Origin of the sequence: Streptacidiphilus jiangxiensis (assembly GCF_900109465.1) — a bacterium.
Taxonomy (GTDB): domain Bacteria; phylum Actinomycetota; class Actinomycetes; order Streptomycetales; family Streptomycetaceae; genus Streptacidiphilus; species Streptacidiphilus jiangxiensis.
On sequence record NZ_FOAZ01000010.1, the window covers coordinates 100,562 to 120,111 of the forward strand.

General features: G+C 66.9%; 14 protein-coding genes. 7 read left to right on the forward strand and 7 right to left on the reverse strand.

Annotated elements, in window-relative coordinates; translation table 11 throughout:
• Positions 1-8: 8 nt before the first annotated feature.
• The 5 genes from BMY61_RS48615 to BMY61_RS20230 all read right to left on the reverse strand — a co-directional run bounded on the left by BMY61_RS48615 (position 9) and on the right by BMY61_RS20230 (position 8,419).
• Entirely contained in the window at positions 9-1,952 is a 1,944-nt protein-coding gene (locus tag BMY61_RS48615) for a DNA cytosine methyltransferase (RefSeq protein ID WP_342342529.1), read from the reverse strand.
• On the reverse strand, positions 1,949-2,848 hold the full coding sequence (locus BMY61_RS47115) for a hypothetical protein (protein ID WP_201777583.1): 900 nt from the start codon (positions 2,846-2,848) through the stop codon (positions 1,949-1,951). Before BMY61_RS47115 ends, BMY61_RS48615 begins: the two co-directional genes overlap by 4 nt.
• The gene (locus tag BMY61_RS20220) at positions 2,845-4,755 is read right to left on the reverse strand and encodes a hypothetical protein (RefSeq protein ID WP_042450243.1); all 1,911 of its coding nucleotides are present in this window, start codon (positions 4,753-4,755) and stop codon (positions 2,845-2,847) included. Before BMY61_RS20220 ends, BMY61_RS47115 begins: the two co-directional genes overlap by 4 nt.
• Before the next feature lie 86 nt (positions 4,756-4,841).
• A complete protein-coding gene (locus BMY61_RS20225; protein WP_236656085.1) occupies positions 4,842-5,873 on the reverse strand; it encodes a PD-(D/E)XK motif protein in 1,032 nt (343 codons plus the stop codon).
• The gene (locus BMY61_RS20230; protein WP_042450245.1) at positions 5,870-8,419 is read right to left on the reverse strand and encodes a Z1 domain-containing protein; all 2,550 of its coding nucleotides are present in this window, start codon (positions 8,417-8,419) and stop codon (positions 5,870-5,872) included. Before BMY61_RS20230 ends, BMY61_RS20225 begins: the two co-directional genes overlap by 4 nt.
• A gap of 610 nt (positions 8,420-9,029) precedes the next feature.
• Here BMY61_RS20230 and BMY61_RS45080 point away from each other — a divergent pair.
• From BMY61_RS45080 to mycP, 6 genes are all read left to right on the forward strand, one after another.
• A complete protein-coding gene (locus BMY61_RS45080) occupies positions 9,030-9,431 on the forward strand; it encodes a hypothetical protein (RefSeq protein ID WP_143094445.1) in 402 nt (133 codons plus the stop codon).
• The gene (locus tag BMY61_RS20240) at positions 9,431-11,083 is read left to right on the forward strand and encodes an alpha/beta hydrolase (protein ID WP_052438858.1); all 1,653 of its coding nucleotides are present in this window, start codon (positions 9,431-9,433) and stop codon (positions 11,081-11,083) included. Before BMY61_RS45080 ends, BMY61_RS20240 begins: the two co-directional genes overlap by 1 nt.
• On the forward strand, positions 11,080-11,667 hold the full coding sequence (locus BMY61_RS20245) for a hypothetical protein (protein WP_143094447.1): 588 nt from the start codon (positions 11,080-11,082) through the stop codon (positions 11,665-11,667). Before BMY61_RS20240 ends, BMY61_RS20245 begins: the two co-directional genes overlap by 4 nt.
• Positions 11,668-11,980: 313 nt before the next feature.
• Positions 11,981-12,379 (forward strand): hypothetical protein, encoded by a 399-nt coding sequence (locus BMY61_RS20250; protein WP_042450250.1) that lies wholly within the window; start codon positions 11,981-11,983, stop codon positions 12,377-12,379.
• Between the two features lie 35 nt (positions 12,380-12,414).
• Positions 12,415-14,208, forward strand: coding sequence for a WXG100 family type VII secretion target (locus BMY61_RS45085; RefSeq protein ID WP_143094448.1), 1,794 nt, complete (start codon positions 12,415-12,417; stop codon positions 14,206-14,208).
• A gap of 166 nt (positions 14,209-14,374) precedes the next feature.
• A complete protein-coding gene (gene mycP / locus BMY61_RS20260; RefSeq protein WP_244904216.1) occupies positions 14,375-15,448 on the forward strand; it encodes a type VII secretion-associated serine protease mycosin in 1,074 nt (357 codons plus the stop codon).
• 1,231 nt (positions 15,449-16,679) lie between these two features.
• Here the strand turns inward: mycP and BMY61_RS20265 are convergent.
• Both BMY61_RS20265 and BMY61_RS20270 read right to left on the reverse strand, forming a co-directional pair.
• A complete protein-coding gene (locus tag BMY61_RS20265; protein ID WP_075003992.1) occupies positions 16,680-17,702 on the reverse strand; it encodes a PDDEXK family nuclease in 1,023 nt (340 codons plus the stop codon).
• A gap of 67 nt (positions 17,703-17,769) precedes the next feature.
• Positions 17,770-19,107 carry a restriction endonuclease gene (locus tag BMY61_RS20270; RefSeq protein ID WP_052438860.1) on the reverse strand — a complete coding sequence of 446 codons (1,338 nt, stop codon included), beginning with the start codon at positions 19,105-19,107 and terminating at the stop codon, positions 17,770-17,772.
• A 12-nt stretch (positions 19,108-19,119) separates the two neighbouring features.
• On the opposite strand from BMY61_RS20270, the gene BMY61_RS45090 reads away from it, so the two are divergent.
• Positions 19,120-19,350: a hypothetical protein gene (locus BMY61_RS45090; protein ID WP_052438861.1), complete on the forward strand. Its 231-nt coding sequence runs from the start codon at positions 19,120-19,122 to the stop codon at positions 19,348-19,350.
• Positions 19,351-19,550 lie beyond the last annotated feature (200 nt).

Here is a 19,550-nt window from a genome sequence, read left to right on the forward strand (position 1 = left end):
GGTGCATTTTAGCGTCCCAGGGCAGCACGGATGGCCCCACCCAGTGCTGTGGCGACAGGTGGCGGAGTGGCGTGTCCGACCTGCCGATAACGTGACGTCTTTCCTCCGGACAGCATCCAGTTCACCGGCAGAGCCTGGATGGCGGCGGCCTGGTCGACGGTGAGGTGTGGCGTGCCGTCGGCGGGGAAGTCCGAGTCGGGTACATCGTCCCAGAGGCTTCCGCCATCCACGCGGAGTGCCGCCCACGCCTTCTTGCTGCCCGTGGGCCCAAGATCGGCCCCGCCACGCCGGTCCGAGCCCCCGACGAGGGCGGGCCCGACACGGTCGGCCTGGGCCGCCCACTGCGCCGCCCCGATCCAGCCGCGGCTGGCCATCGACGGACCGAGTACTTGCCCGACGGTAGGCGGGCCGGCCAATTCCGGCTCGGGCCACGCGAACGCTCCGTGCGGTTCCCGGAGTGCCACGATCACGCTACTGCGCCGATTCTGGGCGACGCCGAAGTCTGCCGCGTTGACCACGGTCCACCGGCAAGAGTAGCCGGCCCGGGCAAGACGCTCGGCGATATCGGTGCGATCGTCGCGAAAGGCATCACTCTCGACGAGGTCCGGCAGGTTTTCCAGCATGATCGCACGTGGCTGCAGTTGCTCGACGAGGTCGAGAGTGTGGTGCAGGAGGCGCCGTTCCTCGCCGTCCCCCGCGGCCGAGGCTGCCTTGAGGCGCGGCATGCCCGCGCTCAGCAGATCGACGTCCACCAGGTGCGCGTACTGCTGCGGATCGTGCCCAAGACTCAGGACATCCGTGCACAGAACCGGCCAGTCGGGACGGTTGGCGCTGATCGTCAGGCAGGCGTCGGGCTTGTTGTCGACGAGCAGGGCCGGAACAAATCCGGCACGCTCCAGCCCCAGGGCCTGCGCCCCGCACCCGGCATAGAGCTCGATGAACCGCGGCGACCGGAGCCCTGGGCGCAGTCGGGGCGCGAACCGGCCGGAGAGCGAACTGCCATCCGCTACATGTACATTGAACGGCTGATCGGGGAGTAGGGAGCCGGCCGCGGCCGGCCCGTTCGAGCGGGATTCCGGCATCGCGGCACGGAGTTCCCGCCGGACGTCCCGGGATACAGACACCAGAGCGTCGGCAGCAGAGGTGCCGCTGGGAAGGGGCGGCGTCTGGGACGTCGTCGTCTCTGCTGACTTGGCCTGCGCCTTCAGAAGAACCTCGACGGTCTCGTCCGCAACGGCCCTGAGTTCCGCGTCCAGGGCATGTTCCTCGACGCCGTCGAAGAGGACGAAAGGGGCGAGCCGAAGGAGTCGCTTCAGGAAGTCGCGGAGTGCGTCACGTTCGCCGACGCCGCGGAGGTCGAGGCGGTCCCAGACACGGAGGATGGCCCGGACCATGTGGGAGCTACCGCCGAGAGCGGCACGCCGAGCGTAGATCTGGTCGAACGCAGCCTCGCCGAGAATGTCGAGCGCGGCGTAGGGGGCGACGGCCTCGGGGTCCCGGACCAGGTGGGCGCGCCACCAAAGACGGCCGAACACGTGCCTGGTGAGGTCGGTGCCGAGGACGCGGTCACGAGGCGGGTGTGGATATCTCCAGTAGGCAACGTCAGGGAGGAGGACCAGGGCCAGGAATGCCCAGACGTCACGGGAGGCGGCCTCTGCGGGCACCATGCCCGTTTCGGCGTGGAGGAGTGCCGCGAGTTGCAGGTCGAACTCGGTGTTGCCTCCGCGTGTGGCAGCGTGGGGGAACCCTGAGCGACGGGCCAGGTCGACGACAGAGTCGCGGAGGTTCCGTAGTTGCGCCGTGTTCACACGGTCGCCGCCGGTGGCGACGTAGACGGCTGCTTCGTGGGTGGTCGTGGACCGGGCACTGAGTTCATCGACGGACAGGTCACGGTACTCGTGGAAGAGTGGGGCAGCCTGGGCAGCAAGAAGACGAGGGAACAACAGGCTCATGCAGTCACCTCGAACATCCGGGTTGCCGCCTGCACTTCTGAGGCGAACAGGTTCGGGGACTGGTCACGACGAAGGCGAATGTCTGTGATCGACTGTCCTGGGAAGAGTCTGTCGAAAAGGCTGAGCAAAGTGCTTCCGAGGGAGCTTTCCGCGAAGTCGGCCAAGTCGTCGAAGTCCTCACGGCTGAGCGCGTATTCGACCATCGTCCGAGCCACGTCAGCCTGAAGGGCGGAGAGCACGACGCGGTCGACGGGACGCGGCCGAGCCGCGTTGGCGACGGCAGCGGTGACAAGCTCGTTCCGCTCGTTGACCAGGAGCAGTAGCGATCCCATTGTCGCGCTGTCGAGCCCTCCAACGATCTGGAGGTGCCAGGTTGCATCGTCGGGGAATGAGGTGCGAGCGAAGTCGACTACAGCCATGGGGAATTGCGGCGCATCGCCCTGGAGGCGAAGCACAGTCCGGTCGCTCCACAGTACGGATCCGGCACGACGAGGGGTGGAGGACGGGGCGTCAGGCCGTCGTTCCGCCAGGAGGAGGGCGGTGTCGAGTCGCAGGAGTCCGCCAAGGTCCGCGCCGGGCAGGTGGACGTTGAGCTCGACAGCCTCCAAGGTTTCACCGGTGAGCCTTGCGCGGTCGGCCGATCCGCCGAGGTTCGTTCCAGTGGCGGTCCAGACGGCGGACAGGACAACAGGTGCACCGGCAGGCAGGCCGGTCTGGGCTCGAACCCGGCCCTGGTCGACATGGACCGTGCGACGCAGGTGAAGATCAGTGCGATAGTCCCAGTCGGCGAGTGCCTCGGGCAGAGGCTCCTCGCCGTCCGGTGTCACGATGCGCCAGGGGCCCGCCTGAACAGTGTCTTCGCCAGGGATCCGATAGGGCAGGACTCGAACGGTCACGGATTCCTCACCGCCTGGACACGGATGTCGATCTCGGTCATGGTGTCAGGCGCCGGCCGTACCAGGGCGCGCCAGACAGCCTCGCCCCCGTCCATGTCACAAGTCTCGGTGGTGCACAGGGTGCCGGCGTCGTTCTCCCAACCAAGAAGGGTGGGCATGGCCGCGCCGGCGGGTGGGTCGGTCTCGCGGGCCCCGCCGCCCGGGAGGGTCACGGCCAGATCGATGCTGACGCGTTGGCGTCCTGGGACAGGCAAGCGGAAGTCCTGGACGAGGACATCAGTGTTCCCTCTAGTGTCATAGTAGGGGTCCCCCACCAGACGGACTCGCGGACGTCTCTGCGGAGCTTCCGTGCCGTTGTGCCCTCCCGGCGGGGCAAGAAGATAGTCCCCGCTCTCCGCCTCCGCGCCCACCTGCGCCCACGACGCTGAACTGTGATCACCGGTCTGCAGCATGTGCAAGTTCCCGCCCGCTGCGGCGCCCGTAGTCTCCGAGCCCTCCTCCGACTCGCGGACGACCACACCGCGCTTAGGGACGGCCGTGCTTCCGGGTTTCTCGACGGCGATGGCGCCACCGACACCCCAGGCCCCTCCCACAAGGCCGGACAGCATGCGACTTGCCGCTCCGAGGGCGATGCCGGCGGAGCCGCCCCGGCTGACACCTGACAGGGCGAAAAGCCCGTCAACGGCTTCGCCGATACGACGGAACGTGGTCTGGACAAAGGTGCTCTCAGGCCGTTCGAGCGACTGCGGGTGCCAGGCGTCGTGGGTCGGTGGTTCGGCGCGAGCATAGACGTCGTCCATGGTGACGTCTGCGCGGAAGACCCCTGCGTAACCCTGGTTCTCACTCGGCGGCTTCGGGCCAGGGTGATAGCTGACCACGAGCTCCGCCGGTCTCATGAGGGCCACATGGTGAACGAGTGTCTCCAGACCCACCATGCGTGAGGCACGTGTAGGTTCGAGCCCCGGGAGGATTCGCTTGACGAGGCCGAGACGTCCCAGGAATCGCTTGGGGCTCTTGCAGTGGAGTTCACTACCGTCCGAACTGGTCATCCGCTCGTACGCGGCGACGAACATGCCGATCGGGTCCAGTTCGCGGGGATTGGGGACGGGGTGCTCCACGCCGTCACAGGCAACGGCGAAACGCATGGCCGGGGCCTGGCCATCCTGTCCGATCATCTTGGGCCACAAATGCCAGACGATGGTCTCGGCCAGGTAGTCGGCGGCTTCACGAGGCGCCATTTCGTCGAGGCTCGGATCGATCACCACGATCGTCGTGCCCGTCTCGTGCTCTGCGAAGGACTGCAGCCCGAGCCTATGAGCGATGTCCTCGGCCGCTTCGCCGACAAGGGGTTCGACCACGTCACCAGTGGTGTCCCCCCACCAGTGACGTCCGGTGTAACGGCGAGGCTCTGGCCCCCGGGTGTCGACGTAGCTCCGCCAAAGGGTGCAGCCGATGAGGCGGGTCTCCCTACCGCCGGGAACGGCACAACGGGAGTGGACGAGGATGGTGCCGGGGCGCGAGAGCAGATAGAAGATGCCCTTGCCGAATCCGTAAGTACCACCGCCGAGGGCGGTGTCGCGGGGCTCGCCGATATTGCGGATGAAGGAGACGAAATCACGCTCCGGTCCTACAGCGTTGTCCGCGCGGGTGGGACCGCCGAGTCCGCGCGTCCCTCGGTCGGAGATGGTGAGCAGACGCACCGCTCCCTGGCGCAGGACGTCGCGCAGAGGAAAGCTGTCGCGGCCGACCGGTGCGGTCTCGATGAGGAGATCCCGCCAGGCCGGGGCATGGGCAGGGCTCACAGTGCTGAGCGCCAGCCGGAAGTCCACGGGCCCGCTCGGGTCGGCGAGGCGGGCATCCCAACTGTTCTGCGCTGACTCTCGAACGAGGATGGTCAGGAGGTCCAACTCGGGGCGACCGAGCTGGTTCCGGATGCCCTCCGCGGCACTGGCTCCCTCAGGAGGATACGGCTGGGAGTACCAACCAGGTCGCGTCACTCGTGCTCCTGAAGCATCATGCCGATCAGTTCGGCCACTGCCGTGCCGGTCATCGTTGCCGGTGTCTCGCCGGAAAGGTCCACGGTGTACTCCACCGCCTGGACAGTCACAGGAACACCCGCGGCTGACAGGCGAGTCGCGGTGAGCCCCGGAAAATCACGGTCGACGAGAAACCATCGCTCCTCGATGACCACGAATCGCACATCCTGGTAGTAGGCCTCGTCCGCAGGCGCATAGCCGACCGAAGCGAGCCTGTCGGTCAACGACCGCTCGTCATCGCACTGGGCCATGGCCCGCCGGACGAGATCCGGCACGGAGCTGCTTCCCGGCGTGGAGTGTTCGGTGCGCTCGAGCCCGAACCAGACCAGGGCCAGGTTCCCGCCAGGCGGCGGATCAAGCTGGTCGAGCCCGTGGATGCGGGCGCGGCGACCATCAGGGGCGACAGCGGATTTCACCTCGACGGCGGCCAGCATGGAGGAGAAGTCGTGTCGATACCCCGACGGCCCCAACCACAGCCGGTGCGCTCCCGGGTCAGCTTCCAGCAGGCGCCCGAGCAGAAGCAACTCGCCGAACAAGCCTGCCAGTTGCGCGGGCCCGAGGAGGTCTGCAGAACTACGGAAGAGGGACCGCCAGTGGTCGAGGACTCGGTGGAGTGCACGCACCGCGTCCTCGACACCGGGCTCCAGAGCGGCCAGCACGTCCACGCACAGGCCTGTGAAGAGGTCGTCGAGGTCTCGCCGCATGCAGGCGAGATCTGCGTATACACAGTATGTGTCTTCGTCCTCGAGCGGTTGACGACGCAACACGAGCGCAGGCCCGTCGATCCCCCGGCGCAGACGCCGGCGGGACTCCATCGGCACCATGAGATGCCGGTGGCCCTCGTGATCGACCGCGACGACGACCGACCCATTGGGCGTGGACAGCGCCAGCTCCGAAGTACGGAACATACATTCGGTACTGGGCGGTTCTGCGAGCAGGGCCTGCCAGCGTTCTTCGACGAGGGATCGCAACCGCTCCTCGGCCCTCACTCCGCCTCCAGGGCGCTGAGGTCCTCGTCCTCGATACGCACACCGGACAGGTTGGCGGAAATGTACTTCTCGACGGTGCTGTCCCCACCGACCGCGTCGGGGAAGACCAGGCCGACGCCGACGACATGGTCCTCGGCGGCAAGCGGGGCTCGTCGATTCCGGGACGGAGCCGGCTCCGACAAGGCGTCGATCGGGTAGAGCACGAGAAGTCCGTGCTCAGGAAGCTGACGGTTACGTTCGGCCCGGATGGCATTCTCGTCAAGGCCTGCGCCCTCACCCTCCAGGTCCACAGCTGCATCGCGACGGCTCATGAGGGTCTTGATGTCGGCGAGGTCCGGAGTGGGGTTCGGAACGTCGAGACGGGCACGCACGACGCGTCCGACCTCGACTCCCGGAGCGAAAGCGAACGCACCGGGCCCCTTGCCGACGGGATTGCCGACGACGGCCACGTTCCACCGCAACAAGGATCCGTTGCGGGCGCGCTTGCGGATGTACCCGGCGAGCAGATCGGTGTCGTGCTCGGGGGCCTTCTCGTGCACGCGGTACTGCGCCAGGAACTCCAGAACGAGGTCATGAGGGACGTCCCGCAGTACGTACCGTCCGTCCTCCGGACGTTCCTCCACCTTGAGCGCGTGCTTGCGGGCGGACTCCACCAGTTCCTTCGCGGCCTGGGTGTTCCGCCGCAGCCAATCCTTGTCGGTACTGAAGTAGTGGGTCTGGACGCGTTGGCCTCCGAAGGACGAGGCGGCGGTCACCGCATCCTTCATCTTGGCAGCAGCAGTGACGCGCAAGGACGGATGGGTGCGGACGCGTACTGCGAAGGTCAGCGGGGTCACGTCCTGCGTCATGTAGAGCTCGATGTCCCGGCGCATCTCGGTCTCGACAGTGGCAAGGTGCCGGAACCACTCGGACAGTTCGTCGGTCATCCAGATCCGCGGAAGGTCCGCGTAGCCCTTGCGGAAGCCGAACCATCGCCCCATCTGCAGGAGTGTGTCGTAGGCCGACACCGAGCGCACGAAGTAGCTGACGGAGAGCCCCTCCAAGGTAAGGCCCCGGGACAACGTGTTGCCGCCAACCGCAATAGCGACGACCGGGCCCATCTCGTAGTCAAGACGAACCTCGCTGCTGGAGTTGTCCATGATGACGCGGCAGCTCTCGAGGACACCGGGCAGCTCGGCGCGCAGGTCCTCGAACTCGACCTTGGTCTCCCCGAACTCGACTGCGGCCACCTTCGCCGTCTCCCGCTCCCACAGGAACCGAAGCCGCTTCACCGCGGCCGGGTCCTGCAACTGCTCGGCGGCACGGCGGAGCAACTGCTTCAGGGGACGTTCGAAGCTGTTGTGCACGGCCGTGTTGACGCTGGTGTGGATCAGCATCGTGCTGTGCGGGTTACCCGTGCCTCGAACCCGGCGGGCCGCGGTCACCAGGAGGAAGTACTCGACCGCTTCTCGCAAGGTGTCCGTGATCAGCGGCTCGAAGCCCTCTGCGTCCTGCTTCGTCTCCGGGCGAACGCACTCCAGATCCTCCAGCGGGACGGAGCGGATCATGTCGTAGCCGTCATCCACGTCGGAAGGGTTCTCGTCCTCCAGCGCGTAGCGGCCGAACAGTACCTCGGTGCCGAAGTGGCCCTCTGGCTTGTCCAGGTTGACCACGAAGTCCTTCGGGTACAGGTCGTCGGCCGCCGGGTCGATCAGCAGATTGGCGAACGGCGACGCCGTGTAGCCAATGTAGGCGCAGCGCGGCAGGCTTCCCATGATGTCAAGGATCAACGGATTGATGGACTTGGTCGCCACCGTGGCTTGATCGGCCTCGTCGTCGATGATCAACGCGGGGGCGTCCTGCAGATAGTCCGCGGCGCCTTGCAGCCACTTCGCAAGCTTCCGGAGCACGGTCGCATTCTTCTTGACCACGCAGAGAACGTGGGTACGGTTGCTGTTGCCGAAGAAGGATGCTGGGTTGTCCTTCGGAGTGAAGTCCGCGTCCAAGCCGGTGATCTGGGACCACATCGTCGGGTTCGGATCGACGAGCTGCTGGATCAGGCGCGCCTGCGTCTGTCGTCGCAGGCCGTTGTGAATACCGGCCAGGACGATGAAGAGCTTGTACTTACGATCCGCTGCCTTGGCTATGACCGACGTGAAATTGGTGGTCTTGCCGGACTGCACGAATCCGACGACCAGCCCCCGGGTATCGAAGTGCCGCTGCTTGGGGTGCTCCAACAACGATACGACTCGGGTCGAGGACCGGTCGAGCCCCTCCAAGGACGACTTTGACCAACCATCCTTCTCCAAAAGTGTCCTGACGGCGGGCCAGAACTTGTCCCTGGGTTGAGGTCCCGTGTACCAGGTGTCCCGGTTGTCCTGGACGACTGAGAGCGGTCGCTCCATCTCGCGGATGGCGAGCATGGCCTCTTCGTGCCGCCCGCGAATCCGCTCGATGTTCTCGGGCTGCACCCCGATCAGCTCCAGACGCTTGACCGCCTCCGCCGGCGTGAAGCTCTCCAGGAGCGCCTTGAAGGTGTCGTACATCTGGTCCAGCTCGTCGCTCATCGACGCGTCAGCTCCTCAGTCCTCACCGGGAACACCAGGCCTTCGAGGGTCAGTCCGTGATACCGGCCGTATACGTAGGCCCCCCACCCACCTGTACGGCGGAGAACGTACAGTACCGCTCCTCACACTATCTTCACGTCACCCGCGCCCTGATCCGACCTCGCGGCCATCGGTCCGACGCTTGATCGTTCCAGGTCATCCGACCTGAAAGACTCGACCGGTCAGAGCAGGAGGATCTCCTCAGGACGGCGGTTGGTCGCCTCTGTGGATACATCAGCGACCAGATGTTCGATGCAGGCAGACAGGTCACCGGTGTGGACCGGCCCGAGCGTCGGGCCGTCGTGGGCCGGACTGCGAGTCGCGGGTGACGGTGGTGGCCGACTCCCCCAGGATGTGTCCTCAGGTTGGTGTCCTCCTCGGGGCCTGAGAAGAAGGGGTGGGCCGCACGACCCTGGAGAACCTGACTTGCCCTGGAAGTCCGTTCAGGACCGCCGCTCCACCAGTTGTCCGTGTTCACGAAACCTGAGTACGAATACCTATGTCGGCCACCGTTCCGTGTCCCTAGCATCAAGAACCACGGGGGTCTCGTAGGCGAGATGAGGGGGACATCGTGAGCACACCCACGGGCACGGGTCCGTTAGGGCCGTTGGCTCCACCCGCACCTCCGCCGGCCGCAGGGGGTGGGCCACTTGTTGTCGACCCGGCCGTACTGGAGGCGGAGGGCAAGGTTCTTCAGGAGGTCGGATCGGCTATCCCTGGAGAGGCTCTGCGGCTGTACGGTCCGTCGGACAACGCGGTCACCCAGTTGCACGGGTGGCGTGTCGCCGCCGCACTGGAAACGTGCACGCAGGCCTGGGTCGATCGGCTGAAGAAGTTCGGCGTCGGCTTGGACCAAAACGGTGCCAAGCTCGTGGCCAGCGCGACGAACTACAGCACCACCAACTCATCCGCAGCCCAGAGCTTCCAGAACCTGCTCGGCGGTCCCGGCTTCGGCTACCGGGCTGGGGCGTGATGGTCACCTACGCCGAACTGTTGGACGCCCGCTTCGACGCCCTGACCCACGCTGGCGACGCCTACGACGCCCTGTCGAAGGCGTTCGGCGCGCACATCGATGAAGTCACCGCGGTGAGTACCGGGCGACAGCAGAACTGGACCGGCCTGGCCGCCTTCGAAGCCGCCACTGCCCTGACCACGCAGAACAACGACCTGACCGCCGCGCACGAGGAGATGCTCGGCGTCGGCGTCATCCTTCACGAAGCGGTGGCGTCCTTCGCCGCGGCCCAGTCCGAGCTGACAGCTGCCCTGGAGGCTGCACGCGCGGCCAACTGCACCGTCGCCCCGGACGGCACGGTCACCGGACCGACCATGAGCGAGGCAGAGCACCACGACCGCGACGCCCAGGAGCAGCAGGGCGTCCTCGTCGAGCAAATCGCGATGCGCATCGGCAAGGCGGTGCAGGCCGCGGACAAGGCCGACGCCCAGTTCGCTGGCCGCCTGAACGCTTTGGCCGCGCACGGGCGCGACGGCAGCGGGCTGAGCATCAGCACCGCGAACGCCGACCTGGGCGCGCAGACGGCCGCGACCAAGTCCGGGCCGAAGGCTGTCAACGCCTGGTGGAAGGGGCTCTCCGCCGCAGAGCAGCAGACTTTCATCCACGACCAGCCGGGCGTGTACGGCAACCTTGACGGCATCCCGGCCGTCGCCCGCGATCAGGCCAACCGGATCTACCTCGGACAGCTGATCGATCAGTACGAGGGTGGCAGCCAGCCGCTCTCGGACATCGACAACCGGAAACTGCAGGGCTTTCTCGCGATCCAGTCCCGGCTCGATCATTACCAGGGGATGAATCCGCCTCTGCTGCTCCTCGGTGTCAACGACCAGGGGCAAGGACACGGGATCCTGTCCTACGGCAACCCCGACACGGCGCAGAACGTGAGCGTCTACGTGCCAGGCCTGGGAACCACGCTCGCTGACGTCGCTGGTGGGGACGGTGACCGTGCCTTGCAACTGTGGGAGGCCGCACATGGTGTCCGCGGCGCGGGAACCACGGCCTCCGTGGTCTGGCTCGGCTACGACCCGCCCCCCGGCCTCGGTGGCGTGGACCCGGCCACGACCGAGGTCATGAGCTCCGAGCGCGCTGCCAGCGGCGCCCCGACCTACGACCAGTTCCTTACCGGCATCCGCACCACCCACAACGGATCGGTGCACCTGACCGCCCTCGGCCACAGCTACGGCTCATACCTGGTCGGCCTCGCGGCCCAGCAACCAGGCGGCACCGGCGCCAACGACATCATCCTCATCGGTTCGCCAGGGACCGGTGCGTCGAACGCCGCCCAGCTCGGCGTGGGTCCCGGACATGTCTGGGTCGGCGCAGCCGCGAACGACCCAGTGACGCACATGCCCTCGAAACTGGATGTCGGCGCCGTCGGCCTCCTAGGAGCGCAGATCGGTGGCGCGGTCGCGTCGTCGGACCCGCACCAGCTGTGGTTCGGCACCGATCCCGCCAGCGCCCAGTACGGGGCGCAGCGCTTCGACGTTGCCAACGGGCCGGCGGCCAGCTTCGATTCGCACTCGGCGTACTTCAACGAGAGGAGCAACTCCATGCTCAACATGGCACATATCGTCACGGGTACGGGACCGGTCAACCTGGAGCCCCCGCGATGAACCCAAGGCTGTCGGTTCTTTCCTGCGTTGTTGCGGTTCTCGGCGTCGGCGGATGTTCAGCCCTGGCCAACACTGCAGGACTCCCGGCTACCGTGACGGCGACTGAACAGCAGGCCCGTTCGAAGGCTGAAGTGCTCGTGGACGACACCGCGGCGCACATCCAGCCTGCTCTCAGCTGGCAGGCAAGCACCGTGGGGCACAACCCCAACTACACAGGTGTCGACGGACGCTATGACGGCACCATGCGAGTCGTCGTTTCCAGAGAGGCTGACGTGCGGCTCGCGAAGGACCGCCTGCCAACCCTGGAAGCTGCCATCACGGACTACTGGCGCCAGCAGGGATTCCAACTTCAGATCGGCCATGCCACCGATGGAAACTTCGCCATCGACGCCACCAAGGATCAGGTCCACCTCGTGGCGAACAGCGACGCCCCCTGGGGGATCACGATCTCGGCGGACGTGGGCACCGTGAAAGGGCCGAAGGACATCAACTCCGTCGACGGATCGCCGATTCCCGACCCCACCGGGTCGAACGGCACCCCGATCAGCCCAGCGCCGTCCGTCGACCCGTACTGGTCACACTGAGGCGGTCGACGTGAGCCGGCCTGGTGGTCACCCGGCTGCTGGGCGTGTTCGCCCAGAAGCCGCAGGTTCCAGAGATTGAGCGCCCGCTCGGGATGCCTGCCATGCCACGAACCTTCGGATGTACAAGCAGCACCCGGACGTCTGTCGTCACCGAGTGGTTCGCTTGTGACGTGAACCTGGCGACCCGTATGACGATCCGTCGGTCGCCCTATTGACCTTCATACGCACAATCAAGCCGCAGTGGGGAGCGGGGTACGAGGTGTCACAAGAAGCAACGGGGGGCGGTGCCAGCCCTTCGGCTGCGCAGTTCGCGGTGGAGGTCGCAGCGCTGAAGGCCTTCCGCGACCGGGTGAACGGACTTCTCGAGAACCTGGACGGGGGCGCGGGATCGACGCTGAGCATCAGCGCCCAGGTGATGACTCCCGGCCATCCAGGCATCGGCTTCACGGAGGTCAACGCGATGGTCTCCCGCTACCAGGAGACCCACACGAAACTGGTCCAGCTGTCCCAGGCGCTGAGCAGCGCCATTGACGCCATGACGATCAGCATCGACGTCGCGCGGCTCGGCTACGAGAACGTGGACGCGCAGGAGATCGCCCGGCTGTGGGCCATCCACGACCAGGAGGTGGCCGCCGCCGGCCCGACCCAGGTGAGTTCCCAGCCCGGCGGTGAGTCCCCCGGCTCCGGGGATCCCCGGACCGGTGCGCTGTGACGACGCGAGAAACACGAGGGACGAGGGGGTAGCGGATGAGGACCAGTGACGGTGGCGGCAGCTGGAGCCCGACCACCAACTTCGAGCAGTTCTCACATGCCCAGCTGTTCGACATGGTCAACGAGTCATCGCCCGCGAGCATCTCGTCGATCGCGAACACGTTGAACTCGGCGAGCACTCAAATCCAGTCGATCGCAGACGACCTCAACACCCACATCAACCAGCTCCCGTGGGAGGGAACGGCCGCGGACTCGTTCCGCACCTGGGGACGCCAGGTCGTGCAGGCCGTCGACGACCTCGCGATCTTCCACAACAACGCCGGACTCGCGGTCCAGACGGCGGGCGACACGCTCTCCTCCGTCAAGGCCGGCATGCCGCCCGTGCCGACCGCGGACATCAACCTCGTGCAGAACTACATGCAGCAGGAGAGCTGCAAGATTCCCAGCGGCCCGCCGACCGTGATCAAGGGACGAGTCCAGTCGCCCTCGTCCTGCCTGCCGTCCAAGCCGGAGGAGATTTCGCAGTCGGACGCCTACGCGGCGCAGGCCCGGGTCGACGCCGCGCACCAGGAAGCCGTCACCCAGATGGAGAAGCTGGGCGGCGCGTACAACGGTGCAACGCAGACGATGGACGTGAACACCGAGCCGCAGTTTCCCCCACCACCGACGGGACTGATGCCCCCGCCCGGATCGGGACTCGACGGCTCAACCACCCGTTCGGGGTCGACTGGCAGCAGCAGTGGCGGTGCAGGCGTCACCGGTCCGTCCGGTCGCGGTGGTGGCGGCAGCATTGGACGCCAACCGGCCCAGGGACAGAGCGTGCATCGGAAAACTCCTACTCCGAGTCAGCCGGAAGGAGGAACCGCCACGCTCCAAGGCATACACACGCCAACCTCGAGTCCAGGATCAGTCAAGACTCCGGGGCCGTCGGGTGAGTCCTCCCCCGGCCACAGCTCCAGCAGCAAGAGTGGCGGAACCCCGCCCCCCGGTGCCGGAACCGGAGTGCTCACTCCTCCTGCACGAGGTGGCAGCACCCGACGCGGCGGCATAGGGAAGGGTGAACCACAGCCCAGCGACCACCCGGGCGAGCCAGGGACCGGTGGCGGCACGAGCCGTGGCGGAATCGGCGGAGCGAAGGCCGGCCGGCCCGGCGGCGAATCCGTCGACCGCAAGGCAGGCGTTCCCGGTGCGGAAGGCACGGCGGGCGGCTCGGGCACAACGCGCTCCGCGCTCCCCTCCGGGGAAGGCGGCGCAGTCCGTGCCGGCAGCAGTACTCCTGGTGAGGCCGCAAGTGGGACTGCCACCGGGTCGCCCACGGCCCGCGCCGGGCTTCCCAGTGAGGAAAGCGCAGGCGTCCGTTCCGGGACGGCAGAGACAGCCGGTGGGAGCGGCGGCCCCATGATGGGCGGGGGCATGGGCGGTCTCGGCCATGCCGGTAGCCGCAGCCGTGGCCGGTCGCGCCGCGCCCCCTACTACACCGAAGACGCGAAGACCTGGGCGACGGACTCAACCAGCAATCCACCCGTAGTGCCCGCTGGCACGGATGCGGGGGGCCGTAGCGGGGCCGCTGCCGAGGCGATCGGCGGAGAGGCGGCTGGAACTTCCACCGAGCGGCCGGAAGCGCCCACCGAGGCCGGCTCCGAAGTCCGCACTGCTGCCGGAGAAGGCGCGGTCGGTGCTACCGCCGGTGGGCCCGTGGTCGGCAGCATGGGTGGCCTCGGCCACGCTGTGAGCGGCAGTCGTCCCCGTGGGCGTCGAGGCTCCTACTACGCCGTGGACGAGGACCCGTGGACGTCAGGACCAGCCACCAATCCGGCCGTGATTGAGTAGGCCCCGCTCCCGGTAAGCGGTTCGCCAAGCAGAGAGCAGGAGTTTCATGGCACGGGGATGGGTGGTCGCTCTTGCAGCGGCCGGTGCGCTGACGCTCGGGCTGGGCACCGCGGCCCAGCCCGCGTCCGCGGACTCGGTCCGCGCCGGCGAGTGGTGGCTCGCACCTATGCACGCCACGCAGATGTGGCAGCAGACCAGAGGTGTGGGCATCACTGTTGCCGTGGTCGACAGCGGCGTCCAGGCCGATCACCCCGACCTGATCGGCCAGGTACTCCCAGGCAAGAACTTCTCGAACCTGCCCGGCGGGGCACAGACCGACACCGATGGCCACGGCACCCGCATGGCCTCACTGATAAGTGGCACCGGAAATTCCGACAACGGCCAGGGAGCCATCGGTCTCGCGCCCGGGGTGAAGATCCTGCCGCTACGGATCTGGAAGAGCGGATCGAACGAGGCCGACGCCAGTGCGATGTACTCGGTGCAATTGGCGACGGCGGTCAGGTATGCAGCCGACAGCGAGGCACAGATCATCAACCTGTCCCAGGGCCAGGAGGAGGATGTCGCCAGTGTCCGCGAGGCGATCGCCTACGCCGAATCCAAGGGAAAGCTCGTCGTGGCGGCAGTCGGCAACAGCGGGAACACGGGAAACCCGGTGAACTACCCGGCGGCCTACCCTGGCGTGCTCGGAGTGGCGGCAGTGAATGAGAGCATCAAGCCGACTGCCGAGTCCGAATACGGATCGCAGGTCGCGCTGGCAGCCCCCGGAGACAACATGGCCGACGCCTGCCCAAGTTCCACCGGTTACTGCACGAGCCATGGCACCAGCGACTCCACGGCGTTGGTGTCGGCGTCCGCCGCGCTCGTCTGGTCCCTGCACCGGGACTGGACCGCCGACCAAGTCATCCGGGTCCTCATCAATACCGCTGACGGTCAAGGAAAGTGGGACCCCCACTTCGGCTGGGGCGTCGTTCGCCCCCGCATCGCCTTGACGGACGCGGGGGACCCTGGGCCGGCGGACGTGAACCCTCTCCTTGCCGCGTCGGCGTCCGGCTCGGCGAGTCCGGTGGCGTCACAGTCCGCGCACGACAGCACCGCAAGCCCGGCCCCAGTGGCTGCGACACAGAACGCGAAGGACAGCGGGAACGGACTGCTGTACGCCGGGCTCGGGGGCGTCGCACTGCTCGCCGTGATCACCGGTATCGTCCTCGCGCTGCGCCGTCGTACTAGCGGTGGCATCTAGGCCAGTGGTTCGGGGGCAAACAGGAACAGGCGAACACCGAACGGCCCAAGCGCGTGGGACGATCGCCCAGCTCGCCATCTCGGCATCACTGTCGCGGAGTCAAGGAGTCCTGGACCGCCGACATGCCCTCGCGCGCAGGCGGCCGCATTGAATCTGCCCCCGGGTTAGCCGGTCCTGCGCTCGACCAGGCGCACGGTCAGCTGCGCAGGTCGCGACGTCGAGGTCGCCGACCCGATTGTGCGCCGCGGCAACTCCACAGTCGTGGAGACCAGTGTCAAGATGTGCCTGCGAGCCGGTCGGCGCGGGTGCCTGTTCGACAGCGTTCGGCAGCGAGGGCGGAGCGCATCCTCAGCGAACACACTGGCGAGACGAGCCCATGCGCCCAGCCGTCCGATCACAGGGCGGACTCCGCTGACGCAAGCTCAAAAATGCAAAGTCCAGCTCCCCGTCCACCATGGGTCTCCCCGCCCTGTCCAATCACGGACGGGATACCCTCAGGAGGTACATAAGCGCACGCAGGTCATTGCGTGGATTTGCACAGCGTTGGGTGCCCCTACTCAATACCCGGGGAGCATGTGATCCCCTGTCTTCGCGCGCGGGGCGGCCAGCAGCGTCCCGTGGGTGTGCGCCGCGGCCTTCCAATGTACTTCTGCGGCAGGTGCTCGCCGACGTTCTCGCGTACTCGGTTCCTTCCGGCCTGGACGGGCCGTTGCGGCGCGCTGGGACGCGTACGTGACCGGTGGCGGCGCACATCCTGGGCGGGTCCAGGCGCGTTGTGTGTCCGGCCCGCCCAGGGCTCAACAGCTCAGCTTCGTCGGCGTCGGCCGGAGGCGGTAGGTGCGAAGGTCGCCTCGGATCTGCCGATGGGTGATGGCCGAGGCCAGTCTTTGCTGGAGGAACCCGCACATCTGGTTTCATCCGCCCCATCCTGTGCCCGCACTCCCTCCGCAGGCACAAAAAGACCTGCGGCCCCATGATCACTCATGGGGCCGCAGGCTGTAGGTGCGCCGCCAGGGACTCGAACCCCGGACCCGCTGATTAAGAGCCGAGCTAGATCATTTCCCGCTAGTACCAACACACTGCGAAGTGTGCCAATCTAGGTCAATCTGTCCATCTTTGACACGACCGCGAGTCCCGATGGCACCATCGGACGTCCATCGCGAATGGCGCCGTCACTCCCACCACGCTCCCGCCACCAGCCAGGATTTCGGCGGCGGTCCGACGCGGATCGCTATTGGACTTGAGGCGCGACCACAGCCTCGGGTTGCTGTCGCACAGCGCGCCACAACGATGCCAGTTCAGGATCCATGTGGTAACTCGCAACACCGCCCGGCAGCCATTCGATGCTGACTGGCCAACGCTTCTGCGTGAAGCCGTTGGCAGGGTTCTTCAACCGCATGGTCAGCCCGGCGAGTTGCCCGCGCACGGCTCCCTTCGTGATCCCCGCTTCCTCTGCGATGTCCGCGACCCCCACATACCCCGGTTCCTCAGCGGCACAGAGATCGAGGAGGGCGAGTGTCGCGGAATTACTGGCGGCAGCGAGTCGGCGCAGGCCGCTCGCGTCCCAGGGAGCGCCTGGCTCGTCGTCGACGACCGTGGCTGTCTCACTTCGTCGGCCTATCGTGAATTCTTCGACGTCGGGTACCGGGAAGAGGCGGCTGAAGGACACAACGACCCGCTTGTCGTCCAGCTGGTAGGGGCGGAACCTGATCAGCGACAGGTCCACTCCCTGTTCGTTGAGCCACACGACCGAGGCGGTGACCGAGGGCGGGAAGTCGGAGGCGATGAGGACGATCCGCGGGTGGCGGATGGTCTCGGACGTGAGCAGGAACTCGGTCGTCAAGCGATCGAGGGCTGCGTCCGCATCGACGGTACGTCCTCGCTTCCCGAGATGGGCCGCGTACAGCTCCGAGACGTCGTGGGGGGTCAGTCTGCTCACCATCGCGGCGTAGTTGATCGCCTGCATGTGGATGCTGTGCGGGGCCGCCTCGCGTTTCAGCTCGGCCACGATCAGGTGCCCGTCCGGGGCGATCGCCAGCAGGTCCAGGCGATCCAGGACGCGCTCGCCGTCGGCTGTCTGCCACCCGTCGTACTCACAGGTGATGATTTCTACCCCTGGCCCCAGGATGCCGGGGTTGGCCAGGATCCACTCCTGTAGGTGCGCACGCTCCTGCAACGCCAGCTCCGGCAGCGAAGTCCGGTCGACCGGCACCGCGGAGCTGCCCTGGATGGTCAGGAGAACCTCGTCGTACACCACAAACTCCCGGTCTTCTTCCGCGCTTGCGCTGATGGGGGTTGATCAGGACCGGCCTTCGATCGGGTCACCTCGGGCCGAGGTGGCCGGACAGGCCGACTTCCTGGAGCAGTTCGACGAGCTGCGGGCCGTCGATGAGGGTGAGCCGTTTGTCGCGGGCGAACTCGTGGGAGCCGGGTCCGAAGCCTGCGGTGGTGACCAGGATGCCCTTCGCAGCTCCGTGGTGGTCGACGGTTCCCCACAGATCGCGCACGGCATCCGGGCTCACTGTGTTCCGATACCGCTTGGCCTGGATCACGATCTGACCGCCGGTGACCGGGTCCGGGTCGATCGCGAGGACGTCCACGCCTTGATCACCGCTTCTCTTGGTCGTGGTCACCTGCAGACCGCGGCGCCGGAAGAGTTCCGCGAGCAGTTCCTCGAATTCGATCGGGTCCATGTCGAAGAGGTCGGTGTCCTCCTCGTGGTCGGTCCCTGATTCGGCCAAGGTCCCGCCAACGCTGTCGGGCTGTCGTCCTTGGCGAACGGCTTCAAGTCGGTCCGGCCGGCCCGAGAGCTGTCCGTGGAGCCCGTGCAGGCAACTCACTGCCTCAACGCGGTCCAGAGCCAGCGCGTTGAACTGGTCCCGACGGCAGGTCAGCGTCAGCAGGAACGTCTCCGACTCGTTGCCGGTGGCGGGGCTCAACGCCGTCACATAGCCGTTGAGAGCAATGGACTGGAGCACTCCTTGGTCGTCCGCCCGGAACAGGTCGGCAACCACACGCAGACCACTCTGGGCGAGGACCTCCCGGTGGAGGTTCCGGCGCTCCGTGGGCGGGCGGGAGATCTCGCTCTCGCGGTCATCGGTCTTGAAGTACCGGATCCGGGCGGTCTCCGGCACGATGTCCACGCTCGGCAGTTCCCAGTTGATCACGAGCTGTCGAGCTGTTGTGTCGTAAGCCAGGGCGAACTGGCAAGGAAAGCCGACGGGCCATGTACTCGCAGTGTGCAGGAGCGCCGCGGAGAAGTACTGGCGTACCGCCTCACCGTCGCCGGCACCCACCTGACACCAGAGCGCATGCACCTCTGCGTCCCTGGCGGCGCTTCGACGCTGTTCTTCGGCAGCCCAGGTCGTGAACTGCTGGTGGTACTCGGAAAGGCGTCGCCAGCGGTCGGCTTCGGCCGCCTGGGCCTGCTGCCAGTCGTACTCGAAGCGAGCTCGGGCCTCGGCGACCTGAGCTTCATGCTGACGTTTCGCGCCGGGGCTGAGCGCCTGGAGTCCGCTCAGCGGGGGGACCTGGTAGTACCGACCGTCCGGCATGGCGATCGGACGCCCCAGGTGACCTGGGTCGAACGGCGGGATCTGGATGGGAGGGCACATCAGTTGCCACGAGAAGGCTGGGGCGGTGAGGCCCGTCTTCAGCACGGACCGAAGGTCGTGGACGAGGGCTTCGATGCCGCTGTTCCGTGTCGCGACCTCGGCCTCACGGGACTGCTGATAGGCGACCAGGGCGGCCTTCTGGCCACGTGCGGCCTCCCTCTGCGCCGCCCGATACGCCTGCTCCCGCGCCTGGGCTTGCTGACGCTGAGCTGCCGCGGCGGATCGCTGAGCAGCAGCCTGCTGCCGGCGCTGACGCTGTTGGTGGCGCTGGATCTCAGCGACGACTGATGCGAGCCCGGAACTACGACGCGCCACGTGCTCCCCTCCGGCAGAGACGTACGCCTGCCAAGTTTGGTGACAAGCGCCCACGACGGGCAGCATCGCAGGAACCCCACCCAGCTGCCGTGCCTGCCAGGATAGTGGCCATTCGTACAACAGTTGGGCGCACGGGAATCATGAAGGTGACCGCCCAACAGGTCAGTACCGGA

What these genes read in the sequence shown, in the direction of transcription:
- BMY61_RS48615 (WP_342342529.1), bottom strand. Translation starts at nt 1,952, where the DNA reads ATGAGCCTGTTGTTCCCTCGTCTTCTTGCTGCCCAGGCTGCCCCACTC.
- BMY61_RS20230 (WP_042450245.1), bottom strand. Translation starts at nt 8,419, where the DNA reads ATGAGCGACGAGCTGGACCAGATGTACGACACCTTCAAGGCGCTCCTG.
- BMY61_RS20240 (WP_052438858.1), top strand. Translation starts at nt 9,431, where the DNA reads ATGGTCACCTACGCCGAACTGTTGGACGCCCGCTTCGACGCCCTGACC.
- BMY61_RS20245 (WP_143094447.1), top strand. Translation starts at nt 11,080, where the DNA reads ATGAACCCAAGGCTGTCGGTTCTTTCCTGCGTTGTTGCGGTTCTCGGC.
- BMY61_RS45085 (WP_143094448.1), top strand. Translation starts at nt 12,415, where the DNA reads ATGAGGACCAGTGACGGTGGCGGCAGCTGGAGCCCGACCACCAACTTC.
- mycP (WP_244904216.1), top strand. Translation starts at nt 14,375, where the DNA reads ATGCACGCCACGCAGATGTGGCAGCAGACCAGAGGTGTGGGCATCACT.